This window comes from Sphingomonas yunnanensis, assembly GCF_019898765.1.
Taxonomy (GTDB): Bacteria; Pseudomonadota; Alphaproteobacteria; order Sphingomonadales; family Sphingomonadaceae; genus Sphingomonas; species Sphingomonas yunnanensis.
Map to the genome: position 1 here is coordinate 94618 of NZ_JAIOKB010000001.1, position 11924 is coordinate 106541.

An 11924-nucleotide genomic window follows, 5' to 3' on the forward strand; every position below is an offset into this window, starting at 1 on the left:
GTTTGCCATGACGCGTATCGACCCGATCGTCCGCCTCGCCGCCGGCTGCGTCGCCTTCGCGGGCACAGCGCTGCTCGGCGCGGTGGCGCTGGCCGCGCAGCAGCCCGCCGCGCCCGCGGCGGCGCCCGCGCCAGGGCCGGGGCTCGACCTGATCAACGAGCGCTGCGGTTTCTGCCACACCACGAACCAGGTCTTCACCGCGCACAAGACCGCGGCCGAGTGGCCCGCGCTGGTGCAGGCGATGATCGACCGCGGCGCCGAGCTCTCGCCCGAGGAGCAGAAGGTGATGAGCGACTATCTCGTCGCCAATCTCGCGACGGACAAGAAGGCCGGCGCGACGGGACAGTGAGGGGGGTGGACGAAATTGGGGCAAGCGCGGCTCGAGCTTCGGGCCACCCGCTCGATCCTATCCCGGCGTCATCCTGAGCTTGTCTCAGGATCCACCGGCCCGCGAACGCCTCGGCGGCTGAGTATGCGGCGCGGTAGATCCTGAAACGAGTTCAGGATGACGCCAGGGTGGGGCGAGGGCGGTAAGACGAGCAGCAACGGGGGGGGAGAGCCAACCGCTACCGGGCGTAGCGCGGCAGCACCCCCGCCACCGTGGTCCGCAGGCGGTACACGCTGGTCGACGCCGTGATGTACAGCGTGTGCCCGTCACCCGCGAAGGCAAGGTTGGCGGCGACCTCGGGCAGCACGATGCGGCCGAGCACCTTGCCCGCGGGCGAGATCACGCGGAGGCCGCCCGGCCCGGTCGCCCAGACGTTCCCGCGACGATCGACCTTGAGCCCGTCCGCCCCGCCGGCACCGCCCGCGGGGAAGCTGATCAGCACGCGCCGGCCCGACAAGACCCCGCCGCGTCCCACCTTGTAGGCGTAGATCACGCCCGGCGGCCCATAATCGGTCACGTACAACGTGCGTCCGTCGGGCGAGAAGCCGATACCGTTGGGGAGCTTCAGGTCGGTGATCACCGGCGTCAGCATGCCGCCGGCGTAGCGGAACACCGCGTTGTACGGCAGCTGCTTGGCGGGATCTTTGTCCATGCCGTTGTACAGTCCGAACGGCGGGTCGGTGAACCACAAGGCGCCGTCGCTGGCGAACACGAGATCGTTCGGGCTGTTGAGCCGCTTGCCACGATAGTCGTCGATCACCGGCGTGACGCTTCGGTCGGCACCGACGCGCACGATCCGGCGCGCGCCCATCTGCGCCATCAGCACGCCGCCGTCGCGGTCGGGCACCATGCCGTTGGGGCCGATGCTCTTGCCCGCGGGCGGGTTCGGGAGGCCGCCGGCGTTCGCGATCAGCTCCTCGACGCGGCCCGACGGGTCGACCGCGCGCAGCGTGTCGCCGCTGACGTCGGAGAACCACAGTCGGCTCTCGTGCCACAGCGGCCCCTCGGTGAAGCCGAAACCCGTCGCGACTCGCTCGACCGTCGTGCCCGGCGCGATCAGCGAGTCGAGCGCGGGGTCGAGCCGCTCGACACGCGGACCCTTCTCCTGCGCCGCGGCGGCGGGGGCGTGGAGCGCGAGCGGCGCGAGCAGCGCGGCGGCGAGCAGGGGAGCGATCCGCATGATCAGACCGCGTCGGTCAGCAGGACGAGATAGTCGCGGTTGAGCACGGTGCGCTCGATCAGCGGCCAGTTGCGCTGGTGCACGTCCGAGCGGATCCACACCTGCCGCTGCTCCTCGCTCTCATAGGTGAGCTGGAAGCGATAGTTCACCCCGGCCGGGGGCGCTGGCCGGCCCTGGATCACCGTGCGCAGCTTGAGCATCTTGAGGTCGATGAAGCCGCGACCGCGGAAGCTCTGCGCCGCGGGCAGGAAGTGCTGGTGGTAGGCGTCGAGCATCTCCTGCTCGCGTGCCGGGTCGACCGCGAGGTCGCAGTAGAGCACGATCGGCTTGCGCGTCGGCGCGGCGGCGCGCGCGGCGGCCGGCACGGCCGAGCTGGCCCCTAGCGCGGCGATCAGTTGCAGGAGCGAGCGGCGTTGCATCGGCAGGTCCTTTCCGAGGGTCAGCGTGGGGGAAGTGAGGCGGCGTAGGCGGCCTTGGCGGCGAGATCGCGCGCGACGCCGACCACCATCAGCTCGAGCGGCGCGGCGCCGGCGGCGCGCAGCGTGCGCGCGGCGCCGACCTCGATCGGCAGCGCGTCGCCGGTGCGCAGCGGCGCGCGCTCGCCGGCGACCCGCGCCTCGCCCTCGCCGGCGATGACATAGACCATCTCGCCGATGCCCGGCGCGGCGGCGGCGTCGAGCGCGGCCCCGGGGGGCACCAGCACATGGTCGACGAAGGTCCAGGGGGTGCTGAAGACCTCGGGCCCGAGCAGTCGGCGCACGCGCACCGCGCCCTGCGGCTTGAGCCTGTCGCGGTCGAACTTCACCGCGGCGAACTGCGCGACGGGGTCGAGCGGGGCGCCCTCGCGCGAGTCGCCGAGGTCGAGATTATCGTAGCGCTTGGTCTGGCCGACGTTGATGTTGAGCCACTGCACTGGCCGGTCCGAGGCGTTGTACAGCGCGTGCGCGTGGCCCATGCGGTCGGGCACCGCTGCCGGTCCCGCGATCGTCGTGGTGCGCCCGTCGACGGTGAACTGCGCCTCGCCGTCGAGGATGACGAACATCTCCTCGCACTGGTGGTGGAAATGCTGCCCGATCCCGCTGTGCGGCGCGATCACGCCGCGGTGGACGAAGATCAGGTTGGTGGAGAGCGCGTCGGCACCGAGCAGCGGCGCGAAGGCCATGGTCCCCGCGCCGTCATGCACCTTGGCGAGCTGGCGGTAGCGGGAGGGATCGGTGTGGCCGATCCGCTCCGCCAGTGGTCGCGGCGTCGCCGCCTGCTGCGCGCTCGCGGCGCCGGCCAGCGTCAGCGTGAGCAGCAACGCGCCGCGCGCGAGCGATCCGATCGCCTCCACCCTCTCTCTCCCCTTCCGCACCCGACTTCGCCGGGCTTTACGCACGCTTACAACGGCTCTACACAGAATCATATAGGATATAATGCGGTGCCAACGCGGCGCGTCCGGGAGAGCGGTGATGACGGGAGCGGGTCGGAGCAACGTCCGGGTAAAGCTGGTCGCGATGCTGTTCGTCATCAGCGCGATCGCCTTCCTCGATCGCACCAACATCTCGGTCGCCGGCGTGCAGATGCGGCAGGACTATGCGATCGACCAGATCCGGCTCGGCTGGGTCTTCAGCGCCTTCCTGATCGGCTATGCCGCGTTCCAGGTGCCCGCGGGGTGGCTCGCGGCGCGGATCGGGCCGCGACGGCTGCTGACGCTCGCTCTGCTGTGGTGGGGCGTGTTCAGCGTCGCCACCGCCTGGGTGCCGCCCGGAAGCGCGCATGCGATCACGCTGCTGATGTTGGTGCGCTTCGGCCTCGGCATCGGCGAGGCGGCGGTCTATCCGTCGGGCAACCAGTTCGTCTCGCGCTGGGTGCCGGCGCAGGAGCGCGGCAAGGCCAACGGCCTGATCTTCGCGGGCGTCGGCGCGGGCTCGGGGCTGACCCCGCCGCTGATCAGCGCGGTGGTCGCTTATGGCGGCTGGCGCGCGTCCTTCTATGTCTGCGCGCTGATCGGCCTGGTCGCGGCGATCGTGTGGTACAGCGTCGCGCGCGATCGGCCGCAGGAGCATCCGGCGGTGAACGCGGCCGAGCTGGCGCACATCGAGGCGGGGCTACCCGGCGAGCCGGAGAGCGCCGCCGGTCCGATCCCGTGGCGCGCGATCCTGTCGAGCCGCGCGGTGTGGGGGCTGTTTCTCAGCTATTTCGCGTTCGGCTACGTGATCTGGATCTTCTTCAGTTGGTTCTTCATCTATCTCGCGGAGGCGCGCGGGCTGGACCTGAAGTCGAGCGCCTTGTTCGGCATGGCGCCGTTCCTGGCGATGACGGTCGGCTGCCTCGCCGGCGGCGTGATCAACGACGCGGTGTCGCGGCGGCACGGCCTCTACTGGGGGCGCTCGGGGCTGGCGATGCTGTCGTTCGCGCTGACCGCTATGTTCTTGCTGGTCGGGTCGCAGGTCGACAGCGCGCCGCTCGCGGTGCTGACGCTCGCGCTGGGCGGCGGCGCGATCTATCTGTCGCAGAGCTCCTTCTGGTCGGTCACCGCGGACATCGCGGGGCGCCACACCGGCGTGGTGTCGGGGCTGATGAACGTCGGCTGCCAGGTCGGCGGCGCGCTGACCGCCTCGCTGACGCCGTGGATCGCGGCGCGCTACGGCTGGGCGGCGGCGTTCGGCACCGGCGCCGGGGTCGTGGTGCTCGGCCTCGCCGCCTGGGCGATTGTCGACCCGCGCCGGCTGATCGGCGGCGAGCGCACGCCGAGCCATGATCCCGCGGTCGCCGCGGCCTAGTGACACGACAGAGGAGGGGAGCACATGATCCATCTGACCCGACGCCGCGCGCGCGTCGCGGCCGCGGCGGCCGCGGCACTGCTGCTCACCGCGCAGGCGCCGCGCCCTGCGCCGCCCGCGCCGGTCGAGATGTGGGTGCCCAAGAAGACGCCCTACGCCGCCTATGATTCGCCCAACCGCCCCTGGTGGAAGCTCGCCGACGTGCTAGCGCTCCACCGCGGCGCGAGCGACTGGTCGCAGCCGATCGTGCGCAACCGCGACTTGGTCGCCGACTGGCACCAGCAGGGAGCCGGCAAGCGCACGACCGAGGTCGCTTACTCGGACAACCGCACCGTGATCATCGTGTGGGGCGGGCAGCTGCGCGTCGCGATCGCGGGGCAGCCGAGCTTCGTCGCGAGCAAGGGCTTCGAGATCGACGTGCCACTGCGCGTGCCCTTCACGCTCGAGACCGTCGGCGACCGGCCGGCTCTGTGGTTCGAGATCCATGCCGCGGCCGACATGCCGCTCTATCCGGTGGCGAGCACGACCGAGCGGCCGCGCGACGTAGCCGGCTTCCACTATGAGCGGCGGCTGGCCGCGGGTGGGGCGGGCACGCCGGACGAGGCCAACCCCTTGTCCCTCGATTACTACAAGGACGTGGTCCAGGGCGGCGCGCGCGCCACCGCCTTCGTGGCGACGCAGCACCTGTTCGTGAACAACATCCGCGGCCGCGCCACGCCGACGCCGCCTGCCTCCAACCTCGGCCACTTCCACGTCGGCTACGACGAGTTCTGGTTCGTGATGGAGGGCAACGTCGACCTGCAGATCGAGGGCGAGCCGCTGATCAAGGCCGCGGCTCCCGGCGACGTGCTGATCGCCAAACAGGGACGCTGGCATCGCGCCAGCTTCGGCGGCCCGGAAGGGCAGATGGGAACCCGCGTGGCGGTCAATTCCTATCCGATGGGGATGCACGGCTATAGCGTCGAGTCGCGCGGGCGGCAGTGAGGCCAGAGAATTTATCACGCGCTAAACTCACCCGTGCTCCGGCGAACGCCGAAGCCCAGGTTCGCAGGCGCTTCGCCAACCGCCCTGGGCGCCTGCCTTCGCAGGCGCACGGCTTAGCCGCATTTATCGCCTCGGCGGCGCGGTCGACTCGCGCTCGACCAGCACGTGGTCGAGCACGCGCGCCACGCAGCGCGGGCCCTTGCCCTGCGCCGCGCGCATCTCGTCGATCAGCAGCCGCAGCGCCTCGCCCGCGAGCTCCTGCACCGGCTGGCGGATCGTGGTCAGCGGCGGCCATAAAGTCGTGGCGGCGATGCTGTCGTCCATGCCCGCCACGGTGAGGTCGCGCGGCACGTCGAGGTGGCGGCGATGCGCCACCGAGACGACCGCCGCGGCCATGTCGTCGTTGCTCGCGAAGATCGCGCTCGGCGGCGCGGGGGAGTCGAGCAGCCGCTCGCCCGCGACCAATCCCGAGGCGTAGCTGAAGTCGCCCTGCGCGACGCAGGTCTCCACTCCCGCCTCGCGCGCGGCCTCGCTGAAGCCGGCGAGCCGCTCGGCGCTGGCGGTCTGGTCGGGGTTGCCGACGATGAAGCCGAGCCGGCGATGGCCCAGCCCGATCAGGTGGCGGGTCATGTCGTGCGCGGCGCGGCGATCGTCGATCCCGACCGAGATGGCGTCGGCGACTCGCCCCGCCACCACCGCCAGCGGCAGCCCGGCGTCGCGCAGGATCTGCCGCACTGCGCCTGACTCGCCGAGCGGCGGCGTCAGGATCACGCCGCCGATGCCGGAGGCGATCAGCTGCTCGATCTCCTCATGGGTCGGCACGCCGCCCTGCCTGCCCTTGAGCAGGATCAGCTGCGCCGCGCGCGCCGAGGCTTCCTCGAACACGCCGGCGAGAAAGCCGCTCATGAAGGCGGCGCTGGGATTGGCGTAGATCACGCCGATGCGCAGCTCACGCGAGGTGACGAGGCTGCGCGCCGAGAGGTTGGGCGTGTAGTTGAGCGCGCGGATCGTCGCGTTGACCAGCACGCGCGTCTCCTCGCGCACGCCCGGGTCGCCGTTGATCACGCGCGAGACCGTCATCGGCGAGACGCCGGCCTGTTTGGCGACGTCGATGATCGTCACCCCGCGGCGGCGTCCTCTCGGCTGGGGCACGTCGATCCTTGTCTCCGCGCCGTCGACCATCGTCGGCGCCTATCGCCTGCCGACCTGCCTCGCCGCAGGAGGGCGCGTCAATGGCGCCTGTCCGCCGCGATCTGCTAGCGAACGCTTGTCAGCCGCGGGTGCAACCGCGTACGACGACGCTGGTAACGTTACCGAGGAGGGCGGGTGGCGCGATTTCCCTATGTGCGCTGGACGATCATCGCGCTGTTCGTCGGTGCGATGGTGATCAATTATCTCGCGCGTAGCGTCCTCGGCGTCGCCGCGCCGGCGATCATGGCCGAGCAGTCGATCTCCTCGGCACAATATTCCTGGATCACCGGCGCCTTCCAGCTCGGCATCATGTTCCAGCCGGTGGCGGGCTATCTGCTCGACGTGATCGGGCTCAAGATCGGCTTCACCCTGTTCGTCGCGGTCTGGTCGCTGATCACCGTCGGGCACGGACTGGCGAGCGGCTGGCTCGGCTTCGCCGGCCTGCGCGGCGCGCTCGGGCTGGTCGAGGGATCCGCGCAGCCGGCCGGCATGAAGGTGGTGGCGGAGTGGTTCCCCGCGCGCGAGCGTGGCGTCGCGGGCGGGATCTACCAGATCGGCGCCTCGTTCGGCGCGGTCTTCGCGCCGCCGCTGGTCGCCTGGGCGGTGTTCCACCACAGCTGGCGCGCCGCCTTCTTCGTCGCGGGTGGGCTCGGACTCTTGTGGGTTGTCGCCTGGCTGCTGTGGTACGCGCCGCCCGCGCGCCACCGCCTGATCTCGGCGGGCGAGCGACAGCTGATCGCGGACGGGCAGGAGGCGGCGCTGGCGCACCACCGCCGTCGGCCGCCGCTCGGTGAGCTGCTGCGCCGGCGCAACCTGTGGGCGATCGCCGGCGCGCGCTTCCTGGCCGATCCGGTATGGGGCATGCTGTCGCTGTGGATGCCGTTGTACCTCGTCCAGGCGCGCCACTTCGACCTCAAGCAGATCGCGCTGTTCGCCTGGCTGCCCTTCCTCGCCGCCGATCTCGGCTGCCTGTTTGGCCCCGCGGTGGTGGCCTGGCTGCAGCGCCGCGGCGTCAACCTGATCGACGCGCGACGCGGCGCCTTCACGCTGGGCGCGGTGCTGATGACGGGCATGATCTTCGTCGGCACCGTGACCAGCCCGGTCGCGGCGGTGGCGCTGCTGTGCCTCGGCGGCTTCGCGCACCAGACGCTGTCGGTCACCGTGATCACGATGGTGTCCGACCTGTTCCCGCAGGACCAGGTGGCGACCGCGACCGGCATCTCGGGGACCGCGGCCAACCTGGGCGTGCTGATCTTCACCCTGGTGCTCGGTGCGTTGGTCGACCAGGTCGGCTACCAGCCCTTCTTCATCCTGCTCGGCCTACTCGACCTCGTCGGCGCCGCGCTGCTCTGGACGAACATCCGAAAGCCGTCATGATCATCCGCAATCCCATCCTGCGCGGGTTCAACCCCGACCCGTCGATCGTCCGCGTCGGCGCGGATTATTATCTCGCCACCTCGACCTTCGAGTGGTTCCCCGGCGTGCAGATCCACCATTCCCGCGACCTCGCCGACTGGCGGCTCGTGGCGCGGCCGCTGCACCGCCCGGGCCAGCTCGACCTGCGCGGCGATCCGGATTCGTGCGGTGTCTGGGCCGCCGATCTCAGCCACGCCGACGGTCGCTTCCACCTCGTCTACACCGACGTGAAGCGCTACGGGCGCACCACGGTGGGCGGCGCGGCGGGCGTGTCGCTGCGCGACTTCCACAATTACTGGGTGTGGAGCGACAGGATCGACGGCGACTGGTCTGATCCCGTTCATCTCAACAGCAGCGGTTTCGACCCCGCCCTCTTCCACGACGACGACGGGCGCAGCTGGCTGCTCAACATGCTGTGGGATCACCGCCCCGGCCGCGGTCGCTTCGGCGGGATCGTGGTGCAGGAATTGGACCGTGCCGCAGGCCACCTGATCGGCGAGCGCCGCGTCATCTTCGACGGCACTCCTCTGGGCTTCACCGAGGGGCCACACCTCTACAAGCGCGACGGCTGGTACCATCTCCTCGTCGCCGAGGGCGGGACCGAGCGCAACCACGCGGTGGTGATGGCACGCTCGCGCACCTTTTTCGGGCCCTATGAGCCGCACCCCGACGGGCCGGTACTCACCGCCAAGGATCGCCCCGACGCGCCGTTGCAGCGGACGGGCCACGGCGATCTGGTCGACTCGCCCGAGGGCACCACCTGGCTCACCTATCTGTGCGGCCGCCCGCTGCCCCACAGCGACCGGTGCACGCTGGGGCGCGAGACCGCGATCCAGCCGATGCGCTGGGGCGAGGACGGCTGGCTGCGCACACTCGACGGCGACGCGCTGCCGGTCGCCACCGTCGGTAGCGCGGCCAGCGAATCCGCGCCGGCGCGCGAGCGTGACGATTTCGCAGGCGCCGTGCTGCCGCCGGCCTTCCAGTGGCTGCGAACGCCCTATCCGGAGCAGATCTTCAGCCTCTCGGCACGGCCGGGCTGGCTGCGGCTGCACGGGCGCGAGACGATCGGGAGCCACTTCACCCAGGCGCTGGTCGCGCGCCGACCACTCGCCTTCCGCTACGCGGCAGAGACGCTGCTCGATTATGCGCCCGCCAATTTCCAGCAGGCGGCGGGGTTGGTGTGTTACTACAACGCCACCAAGTTCCACTTCCTCCACATCACCGTCGGCGACGCGGGCGAGCGGCTGGCGCAGGTGCTGTCGGTACTCCCGCTCGAGGAGGGCGTCAGCGCGGTGAGCAGGTCGGTCGCGGTCGGCGAGGGCACGGTGGCACTGCGCGCGGAGGTGGATCACGAGCAGTTGCGCTTCGGGGTGCGCGGGGAAGGTGAGCAGGAGTGGACGTGGCTGCCCGAGACCTTCGCCGCCGACCTGCTCTCCGACGAGGCCACCTTGCCCGGCCTGCCCAATTTCACGGGAACGTTCATCGGAATGGCGTGCCAGGACATGTCGGGCGTCGGACTGCCGGCGGATTTCCGCTACTTCCATTATCTGGAGGAATGCTGAGAGCTGCAACAATCAGTGTAGCGCTAACAGAGCTGGGGGTAGCCGTGCCTGCCGTCCCTTGACCGGGCTCGCGATCGGCCTCAATCTCCACGGTGATACCGATAACAGAGCGGAGTCGCTCGGCGGGGAGGACGGCGGGATGGCCTCACGGTTACGATGTGGCGCGGCGTCGTTCGCGGCAGCCGGGCTGCTGTCACTCACCGTGCCGGTACTCGCGCAGACCGCCGGCAACGTGACGGAGGCGCTGCCACCTCCGACCGGCCTCGCGCCTTATCTCGCCCCCGTCACCAGCGGACCGGCGAAGCTCGACGCGGATGGCTTCGTGCGGCGCTGGCTGCTGCTCGAGCCGCTCGTCGAGCCCAATCGCACCAACGCCGGCTTCACCCCCAGCTACGTACGCGAGAAGCTCGCGCTGGGGCGCTATCCCGGCCGCCCGGACCGGCTGCCGCGCGACGGCGACGTAGCCCCGGCACCGGAGCGGCCGCGCTGGCACGCGCTCGACGCCGTGCCCTTCGACGTCAAGCTGTTCAAGCTCGCGCAGGGGCTCGGCAAGCCGACCTACGGCGTGATCTTCTGGGCGGTGACGGTGATCGACAGCCCGCGCGACTATGACGGCGTGCGGCTGGCGGTCGGGTCCAACTCGGCGTCGCGCTGGTGGCTCAACGGCGCGGAGGCGGTGGGCCTCTACGGCGACCGGCGCATGGTGATGGACGACGTCGTCTCCGCGCCGCTGCGGCTGCGCCGCGGCCGCAACCTGCTCCGCGGTGCGGTGATCAACGGGCCGGGCATGAGCGACTTCTGCCTGCGGTTCCTCGACTCGGCCGGGCAGCCGCTGCGCGACATCACGGTGGACGTACGATGAGGAAGCCCCTAGTCCGCGCCGCCACGGCACTCGCGCTCGCCGTCGCGCCCGCAGTGGCGGTCGACGCGCAGCTCGCCGGCGAGCCGTTCATCCACGATCCCTCGACCGTCACGTACTCGGACGGGCGCTGGTGGACCTTCGGTACGCGCGGCGGCGGGCTCGTCTCCGACGATGGCTGGACCTGGCACGGCGGTGGCGAGCGCCCCGGCGGCGGCGTCGCGCCCGACGTCATCAAGATCGGCGACCGGTTCTATGTCGCCTATGCCGTCGGCGGCGGCGGGATGAACGGCGGCCACGCGAGCCAGGTCAAGGTCATGTGGACGCGCTCGCTCGATCCCACGTCATCGTCCTTCGGCTACCACGATGTCGGCGTCGTGGCGGCGACCGACGGCATCGAGCTCGCCGACGCGATCGATCCGGCCTTCCTCTACGCCGAGGGACGGCTCTGGCTCAGCTACGGCACCTATTTCGGCTTTATCCGCATGGTGGAGCTCGATCCGCGCAGCGGCGCGCGGCTGCCCGGCAACCGGCCCGTAGACGTCGCGATCGACATGGAGGCGACCGCGCTGCTGCATCGCGACGGCTGGTATTACCTGCTCGGCACGCACGGCACCTGCTGCGACGGGCCGAACTCTTCCTACAACATCCGCGCCGGTCGCTCGCGCCAGCCGACCGGACCCTTCGTCGACCAGATGGGCGTGCCGCTGCTCAGGGGCGGGGGGAAGCTCGTCGTGGCGGGGCGGGGGCGGGTCTATGGTCCAGGGCATTTCGGGCTGATCGACCTCGGCGACGGGGTCGAGAAATTTTCGGTTCACTATGAGGCCGATATGGACCGCAGCGGGCGCAGCGTGCTGGGCATTCTGCCGTTGCGCTGGCAGGACGGCTGGCCGGTCGCCGGCGAGAATGTCGCGCCGGGCACCTATGAGATCCAGTCGGAGCGCGCCGGCACCGCGCTGCAGCTCGCGGTCGACCCGGTGCGGATCGCGTTCGACCCGCGGCGCAGCTTCGTGGCGAAGCCGGACGACCCGGTCGCGCCGATCGCCAACCAGACGCTCGACGAGAGCCGCGCCACCTGGCCGGCGGGTGCGATCGACGTGGACCTCGGCGACTATCTGATCCGCCCGCAGCAGCAGTGGTCCGTCACCCCGGTGGAGGGTGCGGGCGGCGCGATGGGGGCGCCTTACTATCGCATCGCAGTGGCCGGCACCGAGCGCGTCCTAGCGGTCGCGCCCGGCAACCGGCTGCAGACCGTGCCGCGCTTCACCGGTGCGCCCGAGCAATTGTGGCGGATCGACCAGCTCACCGACGGCAGCTACCGCATCATGCCCAAGCCGGCGGCGGGGGCGCGCGCGTCGCTGGCGCTGGTCGCGATCGGCCGCAGCACCCCCGCACTCGTCCGCTTCGACCCGGCCAGCGACGCCGGCCGCTGGACCTTCCAGCGGCCCTGACCAGCGGACGGCGAAGGTGAGGGGCGAGCAGCAGGACTCGTGGTGCGAGAACGGCCGTCCCCGCGTTACCTTGGCGTCATCCTGAACTCGTTTCACGATCCACGGCGCGTAGAGCGCCTCGGTATGCC

Annotated in this window: 11 protein-coding genes; 7 read left to right on the top strand and 4 right to left on the bottom strand. The window is 70.9% G+C overall.

All coding sequences use genetic code 11. The features are described from left to right. The first annotated feature begins 7 nt into the window (after window positions 1-7). The gene (locus K7957_RS00390; protein ID WP_246616590.1) at window positions 8-349 is read left to right on the top strand and encodes a hypothetical protein; all 342 of its coding nucleotides are present in this window, start codon (window positions 8-10) and stop codon (window positions 347-349) included. A 217-nt stretch (window positions 350-566) separates the two neighbouring features. Here K7957_RS00390 and K7957_RS00395 read toward each other — a convergent pair whose 3' ends face one another. From K7957_RS00395 to K7957_RS00405, 3 genes are read right to left on the bottom strand one after another with little or no spacing between them, the layout of a single operon-like run. Then, window positions 567-1568: an SMP-30/gluconolactonase/LRE family protein gene (locus tag K7957_RS00395; protein WP_246616591.1), complete on the bottom strand. Its 1002-nt coding sequence runs from the start codon at window positions 1566-1568 to the stop codon at window positions 567-569. 2 nt (window positions 1569-1570) lie between these two features. Beyond that, window positions 1571-1987, bottom strand: coding sequence for a hypothetical protein (locus tag K7957_RS00400; RefSeq protein ID WP_223010049.1), 417 nt, complete (start codon window positions 1985-1987; stop codon window positions 1571-1573). Window positions 1988-2007: 20 nt separating this feature from the next. Continuing rightward, complete coding sequence (locus K7957_RS00405; protein WP_343228250.1) at window positions 2008-2901, bottom strand: cupin domain-containing protein; 894 nt, start codon at window positions 2899-2901, stop codon at window positions 2008-2010. Window positions 2902-3019: 118 nt separating this feature from the next. On the opposite strand from K7957_RS00405, the gene K7957_RS00410 reads away from it, so the two are divergent. Then, entirely contained in the window at window positions 3020-4333 is a 1314-nt protein-coding gene (locus K7957_RS00410; RefSeq protein WP_223010051.1) for an MFS transporter, read from the top strand. Between the two features lie 24 nt (window positions 4334-4357). Then, window positions 4358-5317, top strand: coding sequence for a cupin domain-containing protein (locus tag K7957_RS00415; RefSeq protein ID WP_223010052.1), 960 nt, complete (start codon window positions 4358-4360; stop codon window positions 5315-5317). A gap of 123 nt (window positions 5318-5440) precedes the next feature. Here K7957_RS00415 and K7957_RS00420 read toward each other — a convergent pair whose 3' ends face one another. Continuing rightward, a complete protein-coding gene (locus K7957_RS00420) occupies window positions 5441-6499 on the bottom strand; it encodes a LacI family DNA-binding transcriptional regulator (protein ID WP_223010053.1) in 1059 nt (352 codons plus the stop codon). Between the two features lie 144 nt (window positions 6500-6643). Between K7957_RS00420 and K7957_RS00425 the strand changes: the two genes are divergently transcribed. From K7957_RS00425 to K7957_RS00440, 4 genes are all read left to right on the top strand, one after another. Continuing rightward, window positions 6644-7885 (top strand): MFS transporter, encoded by a 1242-nt coding sequence (locus K7957_RS00425; RefSeq protein ID WP_343228251.1) that lies wholly within the window; start codon window positions 6644-6646, stop codon window positions 7883-7885. Further along, window positions 7882-9486: a glycoside hydrolase family 43 protein gene (locus K7957_RS00430; protein WP_223010054.1), complete on the top strand. Its 1605-nt coding sequence runs from the start codon at window positions 7882-7884 to the stop codon at window positions 9484-9486. Before K7957_RS00425 ends, K7957_RS00430 begins: the two co-directional genes overlap by 4 nt. A 139-nt stretch (window positions 9487-9625) precedes the next feature. Continuing rightward, the gene (locus K7957_RS00435) at window positions 9626-10348 is read left to right on the top strand and encodes an acetylxylan esterase (RefSeq protein WP_246616592.1); all 723 of its coding nucleotides are present in this window, start codon (window positions 9626-9628) and stop codon (window positions 10346-10348) included. Further along, complete coding sequence (locus K7957_RS00440) at window positions 10345-11796, top strand: family 43 glycosylhydrolase (RefSeq protein WP_223010055.1); 1452 nt, start codon at window positions 10345-10347, stop codon at window positions 11794-11796. The genes K7957_RS00435 and K7957_RS00440 overlap by 4 nt, the downstream gene beginning before the upstream one ends. The last annotated feature ends 128 nt before the right edge of the window (window positions 11797-11924 follow it).

Excerpts from the sequence above, each read along its gene's own strand:
- K7957_RS00395 (WP_246616591.1), bottom strand. The coding sequence starts at position 1,568 with ATGCGGATCGCTCCCCTGCTCGCCGCCGCGCTGCTCGCGCCGCTCGCG.
- K7957_RS00400 (WP_223010049.1), bottom strand. The coding sequence starts at position 1,987 with ATGCAACGCCGCTCGCTCCTGCAACTGATCGCCGCGCTAGGGGCCAGC.
- K7957_RS00440 (WP_223010055.1), top strand. The coding sequence starts at position 10,345 with ATGAGGAAGCCCCTAGTCCGCGCCGCCACGGCACTCGCGCTCGCCGTC.
- K7957_RS00435 (WP_246616592.1), top strand. The coding sequence starts at position 9,626 with ATGGCCTCACGGTTACGATGTGGCGCGGCGTCGTTCGCGGCAGCCGGG.
- K7957_RS00420 (WP_223010053.1), bottom strand. The coding sequence starts at position 6,499 with ATGGTCGACGGCGCGGAGACAAGGATCGACGTGCCCCAGCCGAGAGGA.
- K7957_RS00415 (WP_223010052.1), top strand. The coding sequence starts at position 4,358 with ATGATCCATCTGACCCGACGCCGCGCGCGCGTCGCGGCCGCGGCGGCC.
- K7957_RS00410 (WP_223010051.1), top strand. The coding sequence starts at position 3,020 with ATGACGGGAGCGGGTCGGAGCAACGTCCGGGTAAAGCTGGTCGCGATG.
- K7957_RS00390 (WP_246616590.1), top strand. The coding sequence starts at position 8 with ATGACGCGTATCGACCCGATCGTCCGCCTCGCCGCCGGCTGCGTCGCC.
- K7957_RS00430 (WP_223010054.1), top strand. The coding sequence starts at position 7,882 with ATGATCATCCGCAATCCCATCCTGCGCGGGTTCAACCCCGACCCGTCG.